This is a genomic window from Streptomyces scabichelini (genome assembly GCF_011045015.1).
GTDB lineage: Bacteria > Actinomycetota > Actinomycetes > Streptomycetales > Streptomycetaceae > Streptomyces > Streptomyces scabichelini.
This window is the reverse complement of sequence record NZ_JAAKZY010000085.1, coordinates 17764-41623: the sequence shown is the minus strand read 5'-3', so window position 1 is coordinate 41623 and position 23860 is coordinate 17764. Positions and strand designations below refer to the sequence as shown.

Below are 23860 nucleotides of genomic sequence, written 5' to 3'. Positions count from 1 at the left end.
CCGCCCAGCCCCCGTCGTGGTCCTCGACAACCCCCGCAACCTGGGCAACACCGGAGCCGTGATCCGTCTCGCCGCCGGCTTCGGAGCAACCGGTGTGGTCACGACGGGCACGCTCGACCCCTGGCATCCCACGGTCGTACGCGGCGGAGCGGGACTGCACTTCGCGACGGCCGTGGAGCGGCTGTCCGTGGACGAACTGCCCCCGGGCCCGGTGTTCGCACTCGACCCGGAGGGCGAGGACATCCGCGGCCTGAAGCTCCCGGACGACGCCGTGCTCGCCTTCGGCTCCGAGCGCAGCGGCTTGTCCGCCGAACTGCGCGCCCGCACCGACCACTTGGTGTCCCTGCCGATGCGGCCCCAGGTCTCCAGCTACAACCTCGCGACCAGTGTGGCCATGACGCTGTTCCACTGGAGCGCGACCGGGGGCGGAGCCGGAAATGGGGCCGGAAGCGGGGCCGTGCCGGGCGGCCCTGACGCCCGCCCGGCATAGCGCCTCGAAGAGACGGCTCACGCCTCCCTGCGGACCTCCACCACCCGGAAGCGGTTCGCCACGAACGCCCCGTCGCACAGCGCCGAGTTCGCCGCCGGGTTTCCGCCCGAGCCGTGGAAGTCCGAGAAGGCCGCCGTCTGGTTGACGTACACCCCGCCGGTCAGGTTCAGCGAGAGCTGGGCGCACTCCTCCAGGCAGGCCTCCCGCACGGACTGATCGACCTCTTCCGAGGTCGTGTACGCGCCAACCGTCATCGCGCCCTTCTCGCTGATCGTCCGCCGCAGCAGTTCCACGGCGTGCGCGGCCGAGTCGACCGCGACCGCGAAGGAGACCGGCCCGAAGCACTCGCTCATGTAGGCCGCCTCGGCGTCCGGCTTGGCGCCGTCCAGTTTGACGATCACCGGCGTACGGACGACCGCGTCCGGGAACTCGGGGTTGTGGATCTCCCGTGAGGCGAGGGCGACTTCACCGAGCCCGGACGCGGCCTCCAGGCGGGCCTTCACGTCCGGGTTCACGATCGCGCCGAGCAGGGCGTTCGCGCGCGCGTCGTCCCCGAGGAGTCCGCCGACCGACTTCGCGAGATCGGCGACCACCTCGTCGTACGACTTGGGTCCCTCCTCCGTACGGATGCCGTCGCGTGGGATCAGCAGGTTCTGCGGGGTCGTGCACATCTGGCCGCTGTAGAGGGACAAGGAGAAGGCCAGGTTCGACAGCATCCCCTTGTAGTCGTCGGTCGACTCCACGATCACCGTGTTCACGCCGGCCTTCTCCGTGAAGACCTGCGCCTGCCGGGCGTTGTTCTCCAGCCAGTCGCCGAACGCCGTCGAGCCGGTGTAGTCGATGATCCGGATCTCCGGGCGCATGGCCAGCGTCTTGGCGATGCCTTCCGAGGGGCGCTCGGCGGCCAGCGCCACCAGGTTCGGGTCGAAGCCCGCCTCGGCGAGGACCTGGCGCGCGACCTGGACGGTGAGGGCGAGCGGCAGCACCGCGCGCGGGTGGGGCTTCACGAGGACCGCGTTGCCTGTCGCCAGGGAGGCGAACAGGCCCGGGTAGCCGTTCCACGTCGGGAAGGTGTTGCAGCCGACAAGGAGCGCGATGCCGCGCGGCACCGGCGTGAACTGCTTGTTCAGCGCGACCGGCTCGCGCTTGCCCTGGGGCTTGGTCCACTCCGCGGTGTCCGGGGTGCGGACCTGCTCCACATACGCGTAGGCCACCGCCTCCAGGGCGCGGTCCTGGGCGTGCGGGCCGCCCGCCTGGAACGCCATCATGAAGGCCTGCCCGCTGGTGTGCATGACCGCGTGCGCGAACTCGTGCGTGCGCGCGCTGATCCGCTTGAGGATCTCCAGACACACCACCGCGCGCGTCTCCGCGCCCGCGTCGCGCCACGCGCGCTGCCCCGCGCGCATGGCGGGCAGCAGGACGTCGATGTCCGCGTGCGGGTACGTGATGCCCAACTCGATCCCGTACGGGGAGGCCTCGCCGCCCACCCAGTCGTCGGTGCCGGGCTGGCCCAGGTCGAGGCGGGTGCCCAGGAGGGCGTCGAAGGCGGCCTTGCCCTCTGCCATGCCCAGGCTGCCGTTCTCGCCGTACGCCTTGGGGTGCTCGGGGTGCGGGGACCAGTACGCGCGCGTGCGGATCGCTTCCAGCGCCTGGTCGAGGGTGGGACGGTGCTGAGCGATCAGCTGGTGCGCGGTGAGTTCGGCGGCGGCCATCAGGGACCAACTCCTCGTCTCAAGAGCTCTCCGTTGAGCTCGCGACCTGGGCAGAAATGGGCGGTCAGGGTTAGAGTAACCGAACGATCGGTCGGGACAAGGGGGTCCGCTGAACCTGTGGAAAACCCCGTGCGGGAGGATCGCGAGCATGACAGCACTCGACCTCGCCGACCCGGTGGCCGTCGTCGGCACGGGCACCATGGGCCAGGGCATCGCCCAGGTCGCACTGGTCGCGGGCCACCCCGTGCGGCTGTACGACGCCGTTCCCGGCCGTGCCCGGGACGCGGCCCAGGCCATCGGCGCCCGCCTCGACCGGCTCGTCGAGAAGGACCGGCTGACCGGCGCGGAGCGGGACGCCGCGCGCGCCCGCCTGCGTCCCGCCGAGAACCTCGCCGAACTGGCCGACTCGCATCTCGTCGTCGAGGCCGTCCTGGAACGACTCGACGTCAAGCAGCAGCTGCTGCGCGAGCTGGAGGAGATCGTCACGGACGACTGCCTGCTCGCCACCAACACCTCCTCCCTGTCGGTGACCGCCATCGGCGGCGCCCTGCGCAGTCCCGGCCGCCTCGTCGGGCTGCACTTCTTCAACCCCGCGCCGCTGCTGCCCCTCGTGGAGGTCGTCTCCGGGTTCGCGAGCGACGTCACGTCGGCCACGCGCGCGTACGAGACGGCACGCGCCTGGGGGAAGACGCCGGTCGCCTGCGCGGACACCCCCGGTTTCATCGTCAACCGCATCGCGCGGCCCTTCTACGCCGAGGCATTCGCCGTGTACGAGGCCCAGGCCGCCGATCCCGCCACCATCGACGCCGTCCTGCGCGAATCGGGCGGCTTCAAGATGGGCGCCTTCGAGCTGACCGACCTCATCGGGCAGGACGTCAACGAGTCGGTCACCCGCTCCGTCTGGGAGGCCTTCTTCCAGGACGTGCGTTTCACGCCCTCGCTCGCCCAGCGGCGGCTCGTCGAGTCGGGCCGGCACGGCCGCAAGACGGGACGGGGCTGGTACGCGTACGGGGACGACGCCGAGCGTCCCGAGCCGCACACCGCGGAAAAGGCCCAGCCGCCCGCGTACGTCGTCGCCGAGGGCGGCCTGGGCCCCGCGGCCGAACTGCTCCCGCTGATCCGCGAGGCGGGCATCCAGGTCCGCGAGGACGAGGAGGACCACGGCACCCGCCTGGTGCTGCCCAGCGGCGGCCAGCTGGCCCTCGCGGACGGCCAGACCTCCGTCGAGTTCCGTGACGTCGTCTACTTCGACCTGGCGCTCGACTACCGGAAGGCGACCCGGATCGCCCTGTCCGCCTCACAGGACACCCAGCCTGGCACCCTCGCCGAGGCCATCGGGCTCTTCCAGGCGCTCGGCAAGGACGTCAGCGTCATCGGGGACGTACCCGGGCTGATCGTGGCCCGTACCGTGGCCCGCATCATCGACCTGGCGCACGACGCGGTCACCAAGGGAGTGGCCACCGAGGAGGACATCGACACGGCGATGCGCCTGGGCGTCAACTACCCGCTGGGGCCCTTCGAATGGAGCCGCAAGCTCGGCAAGGGCTGGGCGTACGACGTCCTGGAGGAGCTGCATCTGCGCGACCCCTCCGGACGGTACGCACCGTCCCTCGCGCTCTACCGCCACGCGTACGCATCCGAGAAGCGGGAGGGCACCCCATGACCACCGCCAAGCGCGACACGTACACGCCGGAGACGCTGCTCTCCGTCGCCGTGCAGGTCTTCAACGAGCGCGGCTACGACGGCACGTCCATGGAGCACCTCTCCAAGGCGGCCGGCATCTCCAAGTCGTCGATATACCACCACGTCGCGGGCAAGGAGGAGCTGCTGCGCCGGGCCGTCAGCCGGGCGCTGGACGGGCTCTTCGGAATCCTCGACGAGGAGCACGCGCGCGTGGGGCGTGCCGTGGAGCGCCTGGAGTACGTCACCCGCCGCATGGTCGAGGTGCTCACCGCCGAACTGCCGTACGTGACGCTCCTGCTGCGCGTGCGCGGCAACACCGGCACCGAGCGCTGGGCCCTGGAGCGGCGCCGGGAGTTCGACCACCGGGTGGCCGAGCTCCTGAAGGCGGCGGCCGCAGACGGGGACGTACGCGCGGACGTGGAGTTCGGGCTCGCCACCCGGCTGGTCTTCGGGATGATCAACTCGCTCGTCGAGTGGTACCGGCCCGACGGCCGGGGCGTGGGCGAACGCGAAGTCGCCGACGCGGTCGTGCGGCTGGTCTTCGAGGGGCTGCGCAAGGAGGGGTGACGTCCGGGCCGCGCGTCCCGGCAGGTCAGCCCTCCGGCTCCACGTCCTCCTCCTCGAAAACGAGCAGCGTCCGGGTGCTGAGCACCTCCGGGATGGACTGGAGCCGGGTCAGCACCAGTTCGCGCAGATTCCTGTTGTCCGGCGTGTGCACCAGGAGCAGCACGTCGAAGTCCCCGCTGACCAGGGCGATATGGGCCACTTCGGGGAGTGCGCGGAGCTGTTCGCGCACCGTGCGCCAGGAGTTCTGCACGATCTTCAGGGTGATGTACGCGGCGGCGCCCTGCCCGGCCCGCTCGTGGTTGATCCGGGCGCCGAAGCCGAGGATCACGCCGTCCTCGATGAGCCGGTTGATGCGCGCGTACGCGTTGGCCCGGGACACATGGACCCGCTCGGCCACGGACCGTATCGAGGCACGGCCGTCCGAGCGCAGCATCTGCAGGATGTCCTGATCGATGGCGTCCAGTGGACGCGGAGGCACGTCGGCGCGGCCGCCCTCCGGCTCCTCGGCCATTTGTTCAGGTGCCATGTCCCCCCGCCTCCATACCATGGACGTACTGCGTCCATCCCAGGCTGTGGAGAACCGTTTGTCCACAGCCTGAAGGTGCCTGTAGCCAAAATGTGCCGACGACCGAACAATCGGTAGGTGAGGCGCATCACAACCGGTGTGCCGCCGAACCACTCCCACGAGGAGGTGCCGTCATGACGGTCATGGAGCAGCGGGGCGCCTATCGGCCCACCCCGCCGCCTGCCTGGCAGCCTCGCACCGACCCCGCGCCGCTGCTGCCCGACGCGACTCCGTATCGCGTCCTCGGCACGGAAGCGGCGGCCGAGGCCGACCCCGGGCTGCTGCGCCGCCTGTACGGGCAGCTGGTGCGCGGCCGTCGCTACAACGCGCAGGCCACGGCCCTCACCAAACAGGGCCGCCTCGCGGTCTACCCCTCCTCCACCGGCCAGGAGGCCTGCCAGGTCGCCGCCGCGCTCGTCCTTGAAGAGCGCGACTGGCTCTTCCCCAGCTACCGCGACACGCTCGCCGCCGTCGCCCGCGGCCTCGACCCCGTCCAGGCCCTGGGCCTTCTGCGCGGCGACTGGCACAGCGGATACGACCCCCGTGAGCGCCGCATCGCGCCCCTGTGCACCCCCCTCGCGACCCAACTCCCGCATGCCGTGGGTCTCGCGCACGCCGCGCGCCTTCAGGGCGACGATGTGGTCGCGCTCGCCCTGGTCGGCGACGGCGGCACCAGCGAGGGCGACTTCCACGAGGCGCTGAACTTCGCCGCCGTCTGGCAGGCCCCGGTCGTCTTCCTCGTCCAGAACAACGGCTTCGCGATCTCCGTCCCGCTCGCCAAGCAGACCGCCGCGCCCTCCCTCGCCCACAAGGCGGTCGGCTACGGCATGCCGGGCCGCCTGGTCGACGGCAACGACGCGGCCGCGGTGCACAAGGTCCTCAGCGAAGCCGTGGCCCACGCGCGCGCGGGAGGCGGTCCGACGCTCGTGGAGGCGGTGACGTACCGCATCGACGCGCACACGAACGCCGACGACGACAAGCGCTACCGCGGCGACGCCGAGGTCGAGGCCTGGCGCGCGCACGACCCGATCGCCCTCCTGGAGCAGGAGCTGACCGAGCGCGGGCTCCTCGACGAGGACGGCATACAGGCCGCACGGGAGGACGCCGAGACGATGGCCGCGGACCTGCGCGAGCGCATGAACCAGGACCCGGCACTCGACCCCATGGACCTCTTCGCGCACGTCTACGACCGGCCCACGACCCAGCTCCTGGAGCAGGAGGCGCAGTTGCGGGCCGAACTGGCCGCCGAGGAGCGGCAGCACGAGTCGGAGGGAGCGTCGCGATGACCACGGTCGCGGTGAAGCCGGCCACCATGGCGCAGGCCATCGGGCGTGCGCTGCGCGACGCGATGGCGGACGACCCGACCGTCCACGTCATGGGTGAGGACGTCGGCACCCTCGGCGGTGTCTTCCGGGTCACCGACGGGCTCGCCAAGGAGTTCGGCGAGGACCGCTGTACGGACACGCCGCTCGCCGAGGCAGGCATCCTGGGGACCGCCGTCGGCATGGCGATGTACGGGCTGCGGCCGGTCGTGGAGATGCAGTTCGACGCCTTCGCGTACCCGGCCTTCGAGCAGCTGATCTCGCATGTGTCGCGGATGCGCAACCGCACGCGCGGGGCGATGCCGCTGCCGATCACGATCCGTGTCCCCTACGGGGGAGGGATCGGTGGCGTCGAGCACCACAGCGACTCCTCCGAGGCGTACTACATGGCGACTCCGGGGCTCCATGTCGTCACGCCCGCGACGGTCGCCGACGCGTACGGGCTGCTGCGCGCCGCCATCGCCTCCGACGACCCGGTGGTCTTCCTCGAACCCAAGCGCCTGTACTGGTCGAAGGATTCCTGGAACCCCGAAGAGCCGCCGGCCGTTGAACCGATAGGCCGCGCGGTGGTGCGGCGCTCGGGCCGGAGCGCCACGCTGATCACGTACGGGCCGTCCCTGCCCGTCTGTCTGGAGGCCGCCGAGGCGGCGCGGGCGGAGGGCTGGAATGTCGAAGTCGTCGATCTGCGCTCCCTGGTGCCGTTCGACGACGAGACGGTCTCCGCGTCCGTGCGGCGCACGGGGCGGGCCGTCGTGGTGCACGAGTCCGGGAGCTTCGGCGGACCGGGCGGTGAGATCGCCGCGCGGGTCACCGAGCGGTGCTTCCACTACCTGGAGGCGCCGGTGCTGCGGGTGGCGGGGTTCGACATCCCGTACCCGCCGCCGATGCTGGAGCGGCACCATCTGCCCGGCGTCGACCGCATCCTGGACGCGGTGGCGCGTCTGCAATGGGAGGCGGAGAACTGATGCCCCAAGTCCTCGAATTCAGGCTGCCCGACCTCGGCGAAGGGCTGACCGAGGCCGAGATCGTCCGCTGGCTCGTCGAGGTCGGCGACGTCGTCGCCGTCGACCAGCCGGTCGTCGAGGTCGAGACGGCCAAGGCACTGGTCGACGTGCCGTGCCCGTACGGCGGCGTGGTCACGGCCCGCTTCGGCGAGGAGGGGACGGAACTGCCCGTCGGGGCACCCCTGTTGACGGTGGCGGTGGGCGCGTCCGCCGCCGGCGGTGAGGACGAAGGGTCCGGCAACGTACTGGTGGGCTACGGCACGGGAACGCCGCCCGCCCGGCGCGGCAGGGTGCGGCCGGCAGGCCCCGCGGCTGCTGGGCGGCAACCGCAGGGTGAGCCCACGGAGGGATCCGCCGGCGCGGACGCCGCGTCCGCCGGTCGCGGTGCGGACACATCGGCCGCCGACCGCGACGAGGGCGGCGTTGCCGTGGGAACGGCGGCGCACGACACTGCCGCCCGCCGCCTCGCGCAGGACGTCGCATCCGCCGAGAGCCGGCCAGGTGCCGAGGACGGAAGCCGCATCGACGGCCCCGTGCCCGTGATCTCCCCGCTCGTACGCCGGCTGGCGCGGGAATACGGCCTGGATCTGCGGGAGTTGGCGGGATCCGGACCCGACGGACTCATTCTGCGGGCGGACGTGGAGTACGCGGCGCGGGCCGCCGGCGCACGCGGCCGGGCGCCGAAGACTGATACCGCGCCGTACGTGCCAGGGGCGCCCGAGTCCTCGGCCGCCCCTCACGCGCGCGTGCCTGCCGCGCCCGTTCACGAGGCACCCGCGTCCGCGCCGAGCGTTCCCGCGGCCGCGGGCACTCGCATCCCCCTGCGGGGCGTACGCGGTGCCGTCGCCGACAAGCTGGCCCGCAGCCGTCGCGAGATCCCCGACGCGACCTGCTGGGTGGACGCCGACGCGACGGAACTCATGCACGCGCGCGTGGCGATGAACGCGGCCGGGGGACCGAAGATCTCCCTGCTCGCGCTGCTCGCCCGTATCTGCACCGCCGCGCTCGCCCGCCACCCCGAGCTCAACTCGACGGTCGACATGGACGCCCGGGAGGTCGTACAGCTCGACGAGGTGCACCTCGGGTTCGCGGCACAGACCGAGCGGGGGCTCGTCGTGCCGGTGGTGAAGGACGCGCACACGCGGGACGCGGAGTCGCTGAGCGCGGAGTTCGCGCGGCTCACCGAGGCGGCGCGGACCGGAACGCTCACGCCCGGGGAACTCACCGGCGGGACCTTCACGTTGAACAACTACGGCGTGTTCGGCGTCGACGGCTCCACGCCGATCATCAACCACCCCGAGACGGCCATGCTCGGCGTCGGCCGGATCGTCCCCAAGCCCTGGGTGCACGAGGGCGAGCTGGCGGTACGGCAGGTCGTCCAGCTCTCGCTCACTTTCGACCACCGGGTGTGCGACGGCGGCACGGCGGGCGGATTCCTGCGGTATGTGGCGGACTGCGTGGAACAGCCGGCGGTGCTCCTGCGTTCCCTGTGATCGCTGCGGCACGCATACTCGGAGAGTGACCGCGTACCAGCCCCCCGGCGACCCCGACGCCGACGTCCACGACGCCGTCGTGCTCGCCGGAGGTGCCGCCCGGCGGCTGGGCGGGGCGGACAAACCCGGACTGCGCGTGGGCGGCCGCCCCCTGCTCGACCGGGTCCTGGCCGCCTGCTCCGGTGCCGCCACCACCGTGGTCGTGGCCGACCGCAGGACCACCACCCGCCCCGTGCGGTGGGCGCGCGAGGATCCGCCCGGCGCGGGCCCACTGGCCGCGCTCGACGCGGGGCTGCGAGGGACCACCGCGGAGTACGTCGTGGTGCTCTCCGCCGATCTGCCGTTCCTCGACGAGGGGACGGTACGGCGACTGCTGACGGCCCTTCGGTCGACCGAAACCGAAGGCGTGCTGCTCACCGACCCCGGCGGCCGCGACCAGCCGCTCGTGGCCGCGTACCGGAGTTCGGCGCTGCGTCGCGAGCTGGCGGCGCTCGGCGCCGAGCACGGCTCTCTGGCCGGGCTGCCGCTGCGGCGGCTCACCGGTGCGCTCGACCTCACCCGTATCGCCGACCCCGTCGCGTCCTTCGACTGCGACACCTGGGACGACATCGCTGCCGCCCGGGCACGTATCAGGGAGCATGGGCACGTGTTGGATGAATGGATTTCCGCAGTCAAGGACGAGCTGGGCATCGACCTCGACGTCGACACCGGCGTCCTGCTCGACCTCGCTCGCGACGCCGCGCACGGTGTGGCCCGGCCCGCGGCGCCGCTGACGACGTTCCTCGTCGGATACGCGGCTGCTCAAGCCAAGGGGGGCCCCGAGGCGGTGGCCGAGGCCGCCCGCAAGGCGACGGCACTAGCGCTGCGCTGGGCCGAGGAGGACACCACCGCGGCCCGGCCGGGCACGGCAGCCACGGACTCCGCGACCTCGTCCGGCGGCGGGGCCACGGAGCCCGACGCCCGCCCGGAAGCCGGATGACCGCCCGCGGGCACTACGAGGACGTCGACCTCGACGTCGAGGAGGCCCTCGCCTTGGTCAAGGACAGCGCTGCCCAGGGGCACAGCGATGCCACCCCCTGGCCAGAAGCCCGCGCCATCGCCGAGCGAGCTCCCCGCCCCCTGGCCGCCCTCGGCGCCGTCCGCCTCGACGCCGCGCTGGGCCTCGTCCTCGCCGCCCCCCTCACCGCCCTCACCGACCTCCCGTCGTTCGACACGTCCGCGATGGACGGCTGGGCGGTCGCCGGTCCGGGACCGTGGGTCGTCCGGGCGGACGGGGTGCTCGCGGGACATGCCGAGCCGGAGCCGCTCACCGACGGCGAGGCGGTCCGGATCGCGACCGGCGCGCGCATCCCGCAGGACGCCACCGCCGTCCTGCGCAGCGAGCACGGAAGCACCGACGACAAGGGGCGACTGCACGCGACCCGGGAGGTCGTGCACGGGCAGGACATCCGCCCGCGCGGCCAGGAGTGCCACTCCGGCGACACCCTCCTGCCGCCCGGGACGCTGGTCACCCCGGCCGTGCTCGGACTCGCCGCCGCCGCCGGATACGACACCGTCTCCGCCGTTCCCCGCCCGCGCGCCGAAGTCCTCGTCCTGGGCGACGAGTTGCTCACCGAGGGACTGCCCCACGAAGGCCTGATCCGGGACGCGCTCGGCCCCATGCTGCCGCCCTGGCTCCACGGATTCGGTGCGAACGTCATCGCGGTGCGCAGGCTCGGCGACGACGCCGAGGCCCTGCACAAGGCTCTGCAGAACTCCGACGCCGACCTCATCGTCACCACCGGCGGCACCGCCGCGGGCCCGGTCGACCACGTGCACCCCACCCTGCGCCGCATCGGAGCCCAGCTCCTGGTCAACGGCGTCATGGCGCGCCCCGGCCACCCCATGCTGCTGGCCCGCATCAAGAAGGACCAGCACCTCGTGGGCCTGCCCGGCAACCCCCTCGCCGCCGTCTCCGGCCTGCTCACGCTCGCCGAGCCCTTGCTGCGCACGCTCGCGGGACGCGCGGCCCCCGAGCCGTACACGCTGCCCCTCAAGGACGCGGTGCACGGGCATCCGTACGACACCCGGCTGATCCCCGTCGTGCTGCGCGAGGACCGGGCCGTGCCGCTGCACTACAACGGCCCGGCCATGCTGCGCGGCATCGCTGTCGCCGACGCGCTCGCGGTCGTCCCGCCCGGCGGCGGACGCTCCGGCCAGGAACTGGAGATCCTCGACCTGCCGTGGACGACGGCCGGGATCGGGGCATGCCTCACATGACCGGGTTGGGGTCTCTCACATGAACCGGATCGGGGAGTGTTTCACGTGAAACTTCCGGGCCATGACGCCATCGCCCGCCAGGCAGACGAACGTCTTGTGACCCACCGGGTGGCACTTCCCCGCAGAACGGTGGAGCGCCCGATACGGCAGGTCACCAAACGGGTCGCGATGGCGCTGCTGCTGCTCGTCGGCACCGCCTTCATCGTCTACCTCGACCGCGACGGCTACAACGACAACTCCGACGGCTCGGTCGACCTGCTCGACGCCTTCTACTACGCGACCGTCACCCTCTCCACCACCGGGTACGGCGACATCACCCCGGTCAGCGACGCCGCCCGGTTCACCAATATCTTCGTGATCACGCCACTGCGCGTGCTTTTCCTGATCATCCTGGTCGGCACCACTCTCGAGGTCCTCACCGAACGCACCCGGGAGGAGTGGCGACTGAACCGCTGGAGGACCGCCTTGAGGGAGCACACCGTTGTCATCGGGTTCGGCACGAAAGGCCGCTCGGCGATCCAGACCGTGTGCGCGACCGGGCTGAAGAAGGAACAGGTCGTGGTCGTCGACCCCAGCTCGAAGGTGATCGACGCGGCGACGGCGGACGGGTACGCGGGCGTGGTCGGCGACGCCACGCGCAGCGACGTACTCCTGCGGGCCGAGCTGCAGAAGGCACGGCAGATCATCATCGCGACCCAGCGCGACGACACCGCCGTGCTCGTCGCGCTGACGGCCCGGCAACTCAATCGCGGGGCGAAGATCGTGGCCGCGGTCCGCGAGGAGGAGAACGCGCCGCTGCTGCGCCAGTCCGGCGCCGACGTCGTCATCACCAGCGCGAGCGCGGCCGGACGGCTGCTCGGGCTCTCCGTGCTCAGCCCCAGCGCGGGCATGGTCCTCGAGGACCTCATCCAGCAGGGCAGCGGCCTCGACATCGTCGAACGCCCGGTCGTCAAGGCCGAAGTGGGGCTCGGGCCTCGGGAGGTGGACGACCTGGTGGTGAGCGTCGTACGAGGGCACCGGGTGCTCGGATACGACGAACCGGCCGTCGGAAAGCTCCAGTTGACGGACCGCCTGATCACCATCGTGCGGGCCACGCCGCATACGCAGATCGCACCCGACACCCGGCGGCTGCCCAAGGACTAGTCACCGGCAGGACCAGCCATCGGCCTGGCGAACCCCCGGGAGTAGCCTCGCCGCATGCGTGCGATCACGATTCCTGAACCTGGTGGACCCGAGGCACTGGTGTGGGACGAGGTCCCGGATCCGGAGCCCGCAGAGGGCGAAGTGCTGGTCGAGGTGGTGGCCGGGGCGGTCAACCGCGCCGATCTGCTCCAGCGGCAGGGGTTCTACGACCCGCCGCCCGGCACATCCCCGTACCCGGGACTCGAATGCTCCGGACGGATCGCCGCGCTCGGCCCCGGTGTCTCGGGGTGGGCCGTCGGCGACGAGGTGTGCGCGCTGCTCGCGGGCGGCGGGTACGCCGAGAAGGTCGCCGTACCGGCGGGACAACTGCTGCCCGTGCCCACAGGCATTGAGCTCCGCCAGGCTGCCGCGCTGCCCGAGGTGACCTGCACCGTCTGGTCCAACGTCTTCATGATCGCCCATCTCCGCCCCGGCGAGACCCTCCTTGTGCACGGCGGCGCGAGCGGCATCGGCACCATGGCGATCCAGCTGGCGAAGGCGGTCGGCGCGAAGGTCGCCGTCACGGCGGGCAGCAAGGAGAAGCTGGCGTACTGCGCGCAGCTCGGCGCGGACGTCCTCATCGACTACCGCGAGCAGGACTTCGTCGAGGAGATCAAGACCGCCACGGACGGCGCGGGCGCGGACGTCATCCTCGACATCATGGGCGCCAAGTACCTGGACCGGAACATCAAGGCCCTCGCGACCAACGGCCGCCTCGCGATCATCGGCATGCAGGGGGGCGTCAAGGGCGAGCTGAACATCGCCACGCTCCTCAACAAGCGGGCCGCCGTCACCGCGACCTCGCTGCGTGGCCGCCCCGTCGCCGAGAAGGCGGCGATCGTCGCGGCCGTACGCGAGCACGTCTGGCCGCTGATCGCCGGCGGTCATGTACGCCCGGTCGTCGACCGTGAGCTGCCGATGAGCGAGGCGGCCGAGGCGCACCGTGTGCTGGAGGAGAGCGAGAACATCGGGAAAGTGCTGCTGACCCTCCCGTAAGTCCCAAGTCCCAAGTCCCACGGCAGGCTCCCGCAAGGCCCACTCGGCACCGCCCACAGCGACGCTCACGTACGGCGTCTCAGCCGCGCCGTACGCGCAGGGCCAGGAACGCGAGTCCCAGGCCGAGCCCCATGAGGACCAGGCCGCTGCCCAGGGGAAGGATGCGCAGCACGGGTTCCGTGGGGGCCGGCGGCGCGGCGTGCGGTGACGGCTCGGGATCCATGTCGGAGCCGCTGGTGGTCTCCGGGCTGACCGGGACATCCGGCACCTCTGGCACCTCCGGGACGCCGGGGTCGACCTCCGGGCGTGCCGCGGCGGCGTCGTCCTCCGGCGCCGCCTCCCGCCCCGGCCTCTCCCGCCCCTCACCCGCGCGGCTGCCGGCGCGGTTGCCGACGCGGTTGCCGACGCGCGACTCGGCGGGGACGGGCTCGACGGCGTATGACGAGGCAGAAGGGGTGGACGGGGCGACGGACGGGGCGTACGAAGCGGTGGGCGAGGTGTACGAGGCATGGGCGGGGGCTGCCGCCAGGACGAGCAGCAGGCCGGCTGAACTCAGCGTGCGAAGCCACGGAGTCACGTCGATGACCCCCTCCCGAAGCTCGGGCGGCAAGATCGACCCCACCAGCGTCACACGGGCCACGCATTCCGGCATCTCGGTCACGTTCGGTGACACTCTTGGCGCCCACAGGCCCAACAACCGCCTGCCTGAAGCGAACCCCTGCCGTCCGCCCGACGCGAACACCGACTCCGTACACGGTGGATCACTTACTTGAGGGGGCACCAAGGTGGTGAGGTGTACGGGTGCGAGAGAATGGCGGCATGGAGATGCCGAGGAACGAAAGGTCGCCGGAGAATCCCCAGATCCTGGTCGTGGGCCAGGACGGGATGGCTCTCGGCGGCGGAGGAGACGACGACTCCCGCGAAGTCCCGGTGACGGAGATGGTGGAGCAGCCCGCCAAGGTCATGCGGATCGGAAGCATGATCAAGCAGTTGTTGGAGGAGGTGCGCGCGGCACCTCTGGACGAGGCGAGCCGGGTCCGCCTCAAGGAGATCCACGCCAGCTCGGTGAAGGAGCTGGAGGACGGTCTCGCTCCCGATCTCGTCGAGGAACTGGAGCGGCTGTCCCTGCCGTTCACGGAACAGGCGGTCCCCTCCGACGCCGAGCTGCGCATCGCGCAGGCCCAGTTGGTGGGCTGGCTGGAGGGCCTCTTCCACGGGATCCAGACGACCCTGTTCGCCCAGCAGATGGCGGCCCGGGCCCAGCTGGAGCAGATGCGCCGCGCCCTGCCGCCGGGCGTCGGCGGCGAAGGCGACGACGAACACCACCCGGGCGGCCGCTCGGGCGGGCCGTACCTGTAGGGCACAGCGCGCAGACGAAAGGGGCCCGGCACGGATGCCGGGCCCCTTCGCGTATCGCGTATCGCGCGTCCGGAGGATGAGGATCAGGCGGGGTTGCCGGACGAGACCCCGAGCTGGATCTTGGGCATTTCCTTCGGGTCGACGTCCGTGTCGGCCGCCGGGAACTGGTTCATGATCGTGCCGTCGCCGTAGGTGTTCTCCTCGACGGGCTTCTCTTCGAACTGCCAGCCCGCCTGCTGCAGGCACTTCTTCACCGAGTCGATGTTCTTGTAGGTGAAGTCGGGCATCTTGATCTTCTCGGGGTCGTTGTACGACTCCTCCGGCTCGGTGCACTCCGTCGCCTCGATCGTCTTCGAGGGGTCCGGACCCTTGTACCCGGCCTCCTTCGTCACCGAGGCCGACGCGTCGACCTCGCCGCCGCCCCCGCCCTCCTCTTCGCCGCCGCCACCGAGGTTCAGCGCCAGGATCAGGCCGACGACGGCGGCGAGCGCGACGAGGCTCGCACCGATGATCACCGGCAGGTTGCTCTTGCGGCCACCGCCGCCGGAGGCAGGCGTCGAGTGCTGCGGGGAGATCGCGTACGGCGGCGGGGTCGACAGGCCCTGCTGCGGGGAGTACGCGGCGGTCTGCGGCGGCGTCTGGTAGCCGCCCTGCTGCGGATAGCCGTACGCCGGGGACTGCGGCGCGGGCGAGGGGGTCGGCGGGCCGTACGGACCGGGCGTGTACGGCGTCTGTACGTTGCCCGCCGGACCCGGGGCCGGGGCCGACTGGCCGATCGGCGGGAACACCGCGGAGCCGACCCCGGCGCCGCTCGACGTCTGCACGCCCGGGACGATGCTCGGCGCGGCCGTGTGGAGCGACTGGGCCACGCGGTGGCACTCGTCGCGCATCGACTCGGCACTCGGGAAGCGCTCGTTCGGGTTCTTCTTCAGCGCGCGGGCGACCAGGGAGTCCATGGCCGGCGGCAGCGAGCGGTTGATCGAGGAGGGCGCGACGGGCTCCTCCTGGACGTGCGCATACGCGATCGCCAGAGGCGAGTCCGCGTCGAACGGCAGCCGTCCGGTGATCAGTTGGAAGAGCATGATGCCGACGGAGTACAGGTCGGAGCGCGCGTCCACGCCACGGCCGAGCGCCTGCTCCGGGGAGAGGTACTGCGGCGTACCGACCACCATGCCGGTCTGGGTCATGGACGTGACGCCGGACTGCATGGCGCGGGCGATGCCGAAGTCCATCACCTTGACGACGTTCCGCTTCGTCATCATCACGTTGCCCGGCTTGATGTCCCGGTGGACCAGGCCCATCTCGTGGCTGATCTCCAGCGCCGCCAGCACGTCCGCGGTGATCTTCAGAGCCTTGTCGGCCGGCATCGCGCCGTACTGTGCGATGTCCGCGTCGAGGACCGAGCCGAGCGGCTTGCCCTCGATGTACTCCATGACGATGTACGGAGTGGTCGCACCGTCAAGGTCGTCCTCGCCGGTGTCGAAGACCGAGACGATGTTCGTGTGCGTGAGTTTGGCCACTGCCTGGGCCTCGCGGCGGAAGCGCTCGCGGAAGGCCTGCTCCCGCCCCAGCTCGGTGTGCAATGTCTTGATCGCGACTTGCCGGTCCAGCACCGAGTCGTACGCGAGATGCACCGAGGCCATGCCGCCCTCGCCGAGCAGATCGCGGAGTTGATAGCGGCCGCCGGCGACCGCACGCCCCGCGTACCGGCCCTGTGCGCCGTCCTGGCTCATGTTCTGCGTCCCCCATCAGCATGCGCCGTCGCGGGCGAAAGCTGCTGGCGTGCTCCCGCGGTCGGTGATCCTTTGACCTATTCCCGGCCAAGTCTGCCGGAGGGCACTGACACGTCAAGCTCGGTGCCCGATCCGTGACCGTACGCGAAAGAAGAGTCGCGGAAGCGTTACAGGTGACGTGCGGCCGGTACACAGAATTTGCACCCGGAGACCTGCTACGGGTTTCATGGCCCGTCCATCTCGGACCGGCACCTCACGTGGAGGCTGTAGCGTGGCCCGACGGAGACCGTAACAACCACCGCGCGGACGCGGGCTGAAACGACGGCGAGGACTGATGGCACAGCAGCAGCGCGCTCAGGGCCCGTCCGACCCCGAGGCGACTGGCGGCGGTATGTCAGATGCGCCGGAATTGTGGGGCAACGGCGGGCTGGTCGGGGACGGCCGGTATCGGCTGACCAGCAGACTCGGCCGGGGCGGCATGGCCGAGGTGTTCGCGGCCGAAGACGTACGTCTGGGACGTACGGTCGCGGTCAAGCTGCTCCGCTCCGACCTGGCCGAGGACCCCGTCTCCAAGGCCCGCTTCACGCGCGAGGCCCAGTCGGTCGCGGGCCTCAACCACCACGCGGTGGTGGCGGTCTACGACTCCGGCGAGGACGTGATCGGCGGCAACACCGTGCCGTACATCGTCATGGAGCTCGTCGAGGGCCGCACCATCCGCGATCTGCTGCTCAACGCCGAGGCCCCCGGGCCCGAGCAGGCGCTGATCATCGTCTCCGGTGTGCTGGAGGCGCTCGCGTACTCGCACCAGCACGGCATCGTGCACCGCGACATCAAGCCCGCGAACGTGATCATCACCAACACCGGTGCGGTGAAGGTGATGGACTTCGGCATCGCGCGCGCCCTGCACGGCGCGCAGTCGACGATGACCCAGACCGGCATGGTCATGGGCACGCCCCAGTACCTCTCGCCCGAGCAGGCGCTCGGAAAGGCGGTCGACCACCGCAGCGACCTGTACGCGACGGGCTGTCTGCTGTACGAACTCCTCGCGCTGCGGCCGCCGTTCACGGGTGAGACCCCGTTGTCGGTGGTCTACCAGCACGTTCAGGACATCCCGGTCCCCCCGTCCGAGGCCTCGGACGTGGCGCCGCCGGAGCTGGACGGCCTGGTCATGCGCTCGCTCGCGAAGGAGCCGGACGACCGGTTCCAGACCGCGGAGGAGATGCGCGGGCTCGTCCAGTACGCGCTGCAGATGCTGTACGACCAGGGCGGCCACACCGGCACCTGGAACACCGGCCCCGTGGACATGCACGAGGGCGGGCACACGCCGGCGATGGGCATGGCGGGCACGAACGTGATGCCGCACCCCAGCGACTCCGGCACCTCGCAGATCCCGTCGCCGATCCTGCCGCCGAGCCGCGGCGGAGGCGGGGACGACGGAGGCTTCGACGGCAACGGCAACCGGGGCAGTGGCCGCGGCAAGCTGTGGATCCTCGCCGTATTCGCGGTGATCGCCATCGCGGCGGGCGTCGCGCTGGCCCTGCAGGGCGGTGACGGCGGCGGCGGCGGGGGCGGCGGCACCAAGGAGACGCCGACGACCTCGCAGACCGACAAGGACACGACGCCGAGCGAGAGCGCCACGGACGAGCCGACGGACGAGGCCACGCAGAGCGACGACGCCGGGACGGGTGAGAACCCGGACTACACGCCGTCGTACACGCCGTCGCCGAGCCTCACCAATGAGCCGAGCGGGCAGCCGTCCAAGCCGTCGGACGAGCCGACGGACAAGCCGACGGCCTCGCAGTCGCAGCCTACGGACCCGGAGCCGAGCAATTCGGAGCCGAGCGGCGTGGAGTCGAGCGACGTGGTGCCGACGGAGTCGAACGGCGCAGGCGGCGGCGAGAACTGACGCCGAAACACCCTCACACGCGCGCGTGCGACCCGAAAACGGGCTCCACGCGCGCGTGCCGTTCGCCGGCCGGTGGACGGGAGCCGCCTTGTGCACAGGGCTCGTGGACAGGGCTTGCGCGCACAAAGCCTCATCCCACGAACGCCTCGCACACCGAGCCGTACTCCCGGGTCCACCACACCGCCAGCGCGGAAACCGCCGGGAACTGCGGGTCCGCGCGGGTGTCTCCGCGCTCGTAGTGCCAGCGCAGTATCCAGAAGTCGTTGAGCCGCTCCCACCACACGCGGTGCACGGCGGCCGCGAGTTCGGCCGGGGTGGCATGCGCGGAGCGCCGGTACGCGCGCGCGTAGGCCCGCACTTTCGTCAGGTCGAGCGTGCCGGCGGGACGTACGAAGAAGATCACCGCGGCGCGTACGGCCTCCTCCGCACGCGGCTGGACACCGAGGCGGTCCCAGTCGACGATCGCGGCGGGAGCGTCCCCCTTGTAGAGCACGTTGAAGGGATGGAAGTCCCCGTGCACCCAGCCGACCGAGCCGCCCTGCGGAGGCCGCCGGTCCGCGTGTCGCTCCAGGAGGGCACGCCGTTCCAGGAGCCGGTGGCGGGCCAGCTCGTCGAAGGCGTCCGGCGGGCGGTGGCGCCGCACCCGGGCGAGCAGGTCGTCGATGAGCGCGAAGGTGTCGGCCGGATCGGCGCTCTCCGCCCGTGCCTCGGACCGGCGCGGTGGCATCACGTGCTCCAGGGACGCGTGTACGACGCCCAGGAGCGCCCCTAGGCGCCGGCACTGCTCCGTGGTCAGCTGGGCGCCACCGCGATGGCGTCCGTCGATCCAGGGGTGCAGCGCGTAGGCGTGGCCGCCGATGACGGCGACCGTACGGCCGTCGGTGCCGGCCAGCGGCGGGGCCACCGGGACGCCGAGGTCGGCCAGGCGCCGGGTCGCGTGGTGCTGGCGGGCGATCGCGGCCGGATCGGCGGTCTCGGGATCGAAGTGGTGCTTGAGGAAGTACCGGCCGCGGGTCGTGGCGAGCCGGTAGCCGCGATTGAGCAGCCCCTGGTCGACGGGTTCGCAGGCCAGGGGAGCCCCGGCGGCGTAACACCGCAGCAGGGCGCCGAGAGGGGGCGCGGGGGAGGGAGCGGAAGGTACAGATGAGCGCGGCACGCGCCAGATGTTAGGGCACTGGAGACGCCTTTGACCTTGCGTTTGTCACAGAGGGTGCCCATGTGGTTCTTGGTTGCACACCCGATCGGCCCCACGTGCGATCACCTCTTCCACACACGGCGAGCTCTTCCCGTCCCCGGGGTGACCGGGATAACGTGCCCGTGTTCCGGCCCCCTGCAAGGCTGTGACCAGCGGCTGTTCCCGACCTGAGCGATCTGTTAGGAAATCCGACTAAAAACTACTTGGATATCCAAGCAAAATCGCAGGTCAGGAGGGGTTTCCCACAGATGTGGGGCACTGGGTAACGTGCTAGTTGCAGGGCGCTCGCCGGGGCACCTGTCACGCCTGTTCCCGGCCGAGGGCACCAACCCCGTGCACGGGTACTGGAACAGGCGAGCCGCACTGGTCACCCGGCAACCCCGGGGGGCCGGACCGACGGAGGAGCACACGTGACCGTGGAGAGCACTGCCGCGCGCAAGCCGCGACGCAGCGCCGGTACGAAGCGCACCAGCGCCAAGAAGTCACCGGGCCAGACCACCGAACTCGTGCAACTGCTGACGCCGGAGGGCAAACGCGTCAAGCACGCCGAGTACGACCCGTACGTCGCCGACATCACCCCCGAAGAGCTGCGCGGTCTGTACCGCGACATGGTGCTCACCCGCCGCTTCGACGCCGAAGCCACCTCGCTGCAGCGCCAGGGCGAGCTGGGCCTGTGGGCCTCGCTGCTCGGCCAGGAAGCCGCCCAGATCGGCTCCGGGCGGGCCACCCGCGAGGACGACTACGTCTTCCCGACCTACCGCGAGCACGGCGTCGCCTGGTGCCGCGGGGTCGACCCGACGAACCTGCTCGGCATGTTCCGCGGCGTGAACAACGGCGGCTGGGACCCCAACAGCAACAATTTCCACCTCTACACGATCGTCATCGGCTCGCAGACCCTGCACGCCACCGGCTACGCGATGGGCGTGGCCAAGGACGGCGCCGACTCGGCCGTGATCGCGTACTTCGGGGACGGCGCCTCCAGCCAGGGCGACGTTGCCGAATCGTTCACCTTCTCCGCGGTCTACAACGCACCCGTCGTGTTCTTCTGCCAGAACAACCAGTGGGCCATCTCCGAGCCCACCGAGAAGCAGACCCGCGTCCCGCTCTACCAGCGGGCACAGGGCTACGGCTTCCCGGGCGTCCGCGTCGACGGCAACGACGTACTGGCGTGCCTGGCCGTCACCAAGTGGGCCCTGGAGCGGGCCCGCCGGGGCGAGGGACCCACCCTCGTCGAGGCGTACACGTACCGCATGGGCGCGCACACCACCTCCGACGACCCGAGCCGCTACCGGCACGACGACGAGCGGATTTCCTGGGAGGCGAAGGACCCGATCCAGCGCCTGCGCAGCTATCTGACGTCCGAAACTGACACGGATGAGGGATTTTTCGCGGAACTCGAAGCCGAGAGCGAGGCGTTGGGAAAGCGAGTGCGCGAAGTGGTGCGTGCCATGCCGGACCCGGACCACTTCGCCATCTTCGACAACGTGTACGCGGACGGGCACGCGCTCGTCGACGAGGAGCGGGCCCAGTTCGCCGCCTACCAGGCGTCGTTCGCTGAGGAAGGGGAGGGCGAGTAGCGATGGCAGCAGAAAAGATGGCGCTGGCCAAGGCGATCAACGAGTCGCTGCGCACGGCACTCGACGCCGACCCCAAGGTCCTGATCATGGGCGAGGACGTCGGCAAGCTCGGCGGTGTCTTCCGCGTCACCGACGGGCTGCAGAAGGACTTCGGCGAGGACCGGGTCATCGACACCCCGCTCGCCGAGTCGGGCATCGTCGGCACGGCGATCGGCCTGGCACTGCGCGGCTACCGCCCGGTGGTGGAGATCCAGTTCGACGGCTTCGTCTTCCCCGCGTACGACCAGATCGTCACGCAGCTCGCGAAGATGCACGCGCGGGCGCTCGGCAAGATCAAGCTGCCGGTCGTCATCCGCATCCCGTACGGCGGCGGAATCGGCGCCGTCGAGCACCACTCCGAGTCCCCGGAGGCGCTGTTCGCGCATGTCGCGGGCCTGAAGGTGGTCTCGCCGTCGAACGCGAACGACGCCTACTGGATGATGCAGCAGGCCATCCACAGCGACGACCCGGTGATCTTCTTCGAGCCCAAGCGGCGGTACTGGGACAAGGCCGAGGTCGACGCCGAGGCGATCCCCGGGCCGCTGCACAAGGCCCGTGTGGTGCGAGACGGCAGCGATCTGACGCTCGCCGCGTACGGGCCGATGGTGAAGGTCTGCCAGGAGGTCGCGGCTGCCGCCCAGGAGGAGGGCAAGTCCCTCGAGGTCCTGGACCTGCGCTCGGTCTCGCCCCTCGACTTCGACACCGTCCAGGCCTCGGTCGAGAAGACCGGCCGCCTGGTCGTGGTCCACGAGGCCCCGGTGTTCTTCGGCTCCGGCGCAGAGATCGCCGCCCGCATCACGGAGCGGTGCTTCTACCACCTGGAGGCGCCCGTCCTGAGGGTCGGCGGCTACCACGCCCCGTATCCGCCGGCGCGCCTGGAGGACGAGTACCTGCCGGGTCTTGACCGGGTACTCGATGCCGTCGACCGCTCGCTGGCGTACTGAGGAGAGGGTCGTGACGACGATGACTGAGACTGCCTCCGGCGTCCGCGAGTTCAAGATGCCCGACGTGGGCGAGGGCCTCACCGAGGCGGAGATCCTCAAGTGGTACGTCAAGGCCGGTGACTCCGTCACCGACGGCCAGGTGGTCTGCGAGGTCGAGACGGCCAAGGCCGCCGTCGAGCTGCCGATTCCGTACAACGGGGTGGTACGCGAGCTCCGGTTCCCCGAGGGGACGACCGTCGACGTGGGGACGCCGATCATCACGGTCGACGAGGCGGGGACAGGCGGGGCTGCTCAGGCCGGTGGGGCCGCTCCGGTCGCGGAGCCCGGTACGCCTGCCCAGGCCCAGGCCCAGGCCCCGGCCCCGGCTCCCTCCTCGCGCGAGGAGGAGCCCAAGCCCGAGGGCCGCAAGCCGGTCCTCGTCGGATACGGCGTCGCCGAGGCGTCGACGAAGCGGCGTCCCCGTAAGGGGGTTCCGACCCAGCAGGCGCAGCAGGCCCAGCAGCCCGAGGCGGCGGCCGCGGTCCAGAGCGAGCTGAACGGGCACACCACTCCGGTGGCCGGTCCGGCTGCGGTGGCCGACCCGGCCGCGGTGACCGGTCCGGCTCCGGCCGGCCGTCCGCTGGCGAAGCCGCCGGTGCGCAAGCTGGCCAAGGACCTGGGCGTGGACCTGGCGACGGTCACCCCGTCCGGGCCGGACGGGATCATCACGCGCGAGGACGTGCACGCGGCGGCGGCGCCCCCGGCGCCCGAGCCGGTGGAGACGCCCGTTGCCGCTCCTTCGGCACCGGCGGCGGTGTCGTACGACGGCGCCCGCGAGACCCGTATCCCCATCAAGGGCGTCCGCAAGGCCACGGCGGCCGCGATGGTGGACTCGGCCTTCACGGCGCCGCATGTCACCGAGTTCGTGACGGTCGACGTGACCCGCACGATGAAGCTCGTCGAGGAGCTCAAGCAGGACAAGGACCTCGCGGGCCTGCGCGTGAATCCCCTCCTGCTCATCGCCAAGGCGCTACTGGTGGCGATCAAGCGGAACCCGGAGGTGAACGCGTCCTGGGACGAGGCCGCCCAGGAGATCGTCCTCAAGCACTACGTGAACCTGGGCATCGCGGCGGCCACCCCCCGCGGCCTGATCGTCCCGAACATCAAGGACGCCCACACCAAGACCCTCCCCGAGCTGGCCCAGGCACTCGGCGAGTTGGTGTCGACGGCCCGCGAGGGCAAGACGTCTCCGGCGGCCATGCAGGGCGGCACGATCACGATCACGAACGTAGGCGTCTTCGGCATCGACACGGGCACGCCGATCCTCAACCCCGGCGAGTCCGCGATCCTCGCCGTCGGCGCGATCAAGCTCCAACCGTGGGTCCACAAGGGCAAGGTCAAGCCCCGCCAGGTCACGACGCTGGCACTGAGCTTCGACCACCGGCTGGTGGACGGCGAGCTGGGCTCCAAGGTGCTGGCGGATGTGGCGGCGATCCTGGAACAGCCGAAGAGGTTGATTACCTGGGCCTGAGGGCCGTCGGCCGGAAGGTTCAACGCAGAGAGGGCGCCGCAAGCTTGAATTGCGGCGCCCTCTCTGCCTGCGAAAACGCTGAGACCGTAAGCTCTGATTACGGTCTCGGGAATCTCTCCCCCGGCTGTGGAACGACACAGGGGTGGCGCTGGAACGCCTCGGCCGTGCTGACGAGGCGGCCACGGCCTTTGAACGCGCTCGCCGTGGCGAGTGGTACCTCAAGGATCTGTTCGTGACCGCGTCGCCCGGTTGCCGGCCACGATCAGGCTCGCCCCCGAACATTGCGACCACAGTGACGAGGTGCTTCGCCGCATCGGCGGCCCC

Annotated in this window: 20 protein-coding genes; 15 read left to right on the top strand and 5 right to left on the bottom strand. The window is 71.2% G+C overall.

The features are described from left to right. The coding region (locus tag G5C60_RS25500) for a TrmH family RNA methyltransferase (RefSeq protein WP_165263240.1) at window positions 1-490 on the top strand (490 nt) is incomplete at its 5' end. A gap of 17 nt (window positions 491-507) precedes the next feature. On the opposite strand, the gene paaN is transcribed toward G5C60_RS25500, so the two are convergent. Next, window positions 508-2202: a phenylacetic acid degradation protein PaaN gene (gene paaN, locus G5C60_RS25495; RefSeq protein WP_165263239.1), complete on the bottom strand. Its 1695-nt coding sequence runs from the start codon at window positions 2200-2202 to the stop codon at window positions 508-510. 148 nt (window positions 2203-2350) lie between these two features. Here paaN and G5C60_RS25490 point away from each other — a divergent pair, with 148 nt between their 5' ends. Together G5C60_RS25490 and G5C60_RS25485 are read left to right on the top strand one after the other, a co-directional pair. Continuing rightward, window positions 2351-3865: a 3-hydroxyacyl-CoA dehydrogenase gene (locus G5C60_RS25490; RefSeq protein ID WP_165263238.1), complete on the top strand. Its 1515-nt coding sequence runs from the start codon at window positions 2351-2353 to the stop codon at window positions 3863-3865. Beyond that, on the top strand, window positions 3862-4452 hold the full coding sequence (locus G5C60_RS25485) for a TetR/AcrR family transcriptional regulator (protein ID WP_165263237.1): 591 nt from the start codon (window positions 3862-3864) through the stop codon (window positions 4450-4452). The genes G5C60_RS25490 and G5C60_RS25485 overlap by 4 nt, the downstream gene beginning before the upstream one ends. A 25-nt stretch (window positions 4453-4477) precedes the next feature. Here G5C60_RS25485 and G5C60_RS25480 read toward each other — a convergent pair whose 3' ends face one another. After that, window positions 4478-4963, bottom strand: coding sequence for an Lrp/AsnC family transcriptional regulator (locus tag G5C60_RS25480; RefSeq protein WP_165263241.1), 486 nt, complete (start codon window positions 4961-4963; stop codon window positions 4478-4480). 188 nt (window positions 4964-5151) lie between these two features. On the opposite strand from G5C60_RS25480, the gene pdhA (G5C60_RS25475) reads away from it, so the two are divergent. From pdhA (G5C60_RS25475) to G5C60_RS25445, 7 genes are read left to right on the top strand one after another with little or no spacing between them, the layout of a single operon-like run. Further along, a complete protein-coding gene (pdhA, locus tag G5C60_RS25475) occupies window positions 5152-6303 on the top strand; it encodes a pyruvate dehydrogenase (acetyl-transferring) E1 component subunit alpha (protein ID WP_165263236.1) in 1152 nt (383 codons plus the stop codon). Next, the gene (locus G5C60_RS25470) at window positions 6300-7304 is read left to right on the top strand and encodes an alpha-ketoacid dehydrogenase subunit beta (RefSeq protein WP_165263235.1); all 1005 of its coding nucleotides are present in this window, start codon (window positions 6300-6302) and stop codon (window positions 7302-7304) included. The genes pdhA (G5C60_RS25475) and G5C60_RS25470 overlap by 4 nt, the downstream gene beginning before the upstream one ends. Then, complete coding sequence (locus tag G5C60_RS25465) at window positions 7304-8836, top strand: dihydrolipoamide acetyltransferase family protein (protein WP_165263234.1); 1533 nt, start codon at window positions 7304-7306, stop codon at window positions 8834-8836. Before G5C60_RS25470 ends, G5C60_RS25465 begins: the two co-directional genes overlap by 1 nt. A 25-nt stretch (window positions 8837-8861) precedes the next feature. Continuing rightward, complete coding sequence (locus G5C60_RS25460) at window positions 8862-9815, top strand: NTP transferase domain-containing protein (RefSeq protein ID WP_338145920.1); 954 nt, start codon at window positions 8862-8864, stop codon at window positions 9813-9815. Then, entirely contained in the window at window positions 9812-11095 is a 1284-nt protein-coding gene (locus tag G5C60_RS25455; protein ID WP_165263232.1) for a molybdopterin molybdotransferase MoeA, read from the top strand. Before G5C60_RS25460 ends, G5C60_RS25455 begins: the two co-directional genes overlap by 4 nt. 36 nt (window positions 11096-11131) lie before the next feature. Further along, the gene (locus G5C60_RS25450) at window positions 11132-12238 is read left to right on the top strand and encodes a potassium channel family protein (RefSeq protein ID WP_338145919.1); all 1107 of its coding nucleotides are present in this window, start codon (window positions 11132-11134) and stop codon (window positions 12236-12238) included. Between the two features lie 54 nt (window positions 12239-12292). Continuing rightward, window positions 12293-13273 (top strand): NAD(P)H-quinone oxidoreductase, encoded by a 981-nt coding sequence (locus G5C60_RS25445; RefSeq protein ID WP_165263230.1) that lies wholly within the window; start codon window positions 12293-12295, stop codon window positions 13271-13273. Between the two features lie 79 nt (window positions 13274-13352). Here G5C60_RS25445 and G5C60_RS25440 read toward each other — a convergent pair whose 3' ends face one another. Next, window positions 13353-13925 carry a hypothetical protein gene (locus tag G5C60_RS25440; protein ID WP_241267055.1) on the bottom strand — a complete coding sequence of 191 codons (573 nt, stop codon included), beginning with the start codon at window positions 13923-13925 and terminating at the stop codon, window positions 13353-13355. Between the two features lie 167 nt (window positions 13926-14092). On the opposite strand from G5C60_RS25440, the gene G5C60_RS25435 reads away from it, so the two are divergent. Further along, the gene (locus G5C60_RS25435; RefSeq protein WP_165263229.1) at window positions 14093-14632 is read left to right on the top strand and encodes a bacterial proteasome activator family protein; all 540 of its coding nucleotides are present in this window, start codon (window positions 14093-14095) and stop codon (window positions 14630-14632) included. A gap of 83 nt (window positions 14633-14715) precedes the next feature. On the opposite strand, the gene G5C60_RS25430 is transcribed toward G5C60_RS25435, so the two are convergent. Further along, a complete protein-coding gene (locus G5C60_RS25430; RefSeq protein ID WP_165263228.1) occupies window positions 14716-16365 on the bottom strand; it encodes a protein kinase domain-containing protein in 1650 nt (549 codons plus the stop codon). A 334-nt stretch (window positions 16366-16699) separates the two neighbouring features. Between G5C60_RS25430 and G5C60_RS25425 the strand changes: the two genes are divergently transcribed. Beyond that, window positions 16700-18271 (top strand): protein kinase domain-containing protein, encoded by a 1572-nt coding sequence (locus tag G5C60_RS25425; protein ID WP_165263227.1) that lies wholly within the window; start codon window positions 16700-16702, stop codon window positions 18269-18271. Window positions 18272-18401: 130 nt separating this feature from the next. Here the strand turns inward: G5C60_RS25425 and G5C60_RS25420 are convergent, their stop codons facing one another. Further along, window positions 18402-19427 (bottom strand): phosphotransferase, encoded by a 1026-nt coding sequence (locus tag G5C60_RS25420; protein WP_165263225.1) that lies wholly within the window; start codon window positions 19425-19427, stop codon window positions 18402-18404. A gap of 449 nt (window positions 19428-19876) precedes the next feature. Between G5C60_RS25420 and pdhA (G5C60_RS25415) the strand changes: the two genes are divergently transcribed. Genes pdhA (G5C60_RS25415) through G5C60_RS25405 form a run of 3 tightly spaced genes read left to right on the top strand, consistent with a single transcriptional unit; the run spans window position 19877 to window position 23536 of the window. Next, window positions 19877-21043 (top strand): pyruvate dehydrogenase (acetyl-transferring) E1 component subunit alpha, encoded by a 1167-nt coding sequence (gene pdhA / locus G5C60_RS25415; RefSeq protein ID WP_165263223.1) that lies wholly within the window; start codon window positions 19877-19879, stop codon window positions 21041-21043. Between the two features lie 2 nt (window positions 21044-21045). After that, window positions 21046-22026 carry an alpha-ketoacid dehydrogenase subunit beta gene (locus G5C60_RS25410; RefSeq protein ID WP_165263221.1) on the top strand — a complete coding sequence of 327 codons (981 nt, stop codon included), beginning with the start codon at window positions 21046-21048 and terminating at the stop codon, window positions 22024-22026. 10 nt (window positions 22027-22036) lie between these two features. Beyond that, a complete protein-coding gene (locus G5C60_RS25405; protein ID WP_165263219.1) occupies window positions 22037-23536 on the top strand; it encodes a 2-oxo acid dehydrogenase subunit E2 in 1500 nt (499 codons plus the stop codon). Window positions 23537-23860 lie beyond the last annotated feature (324 nt).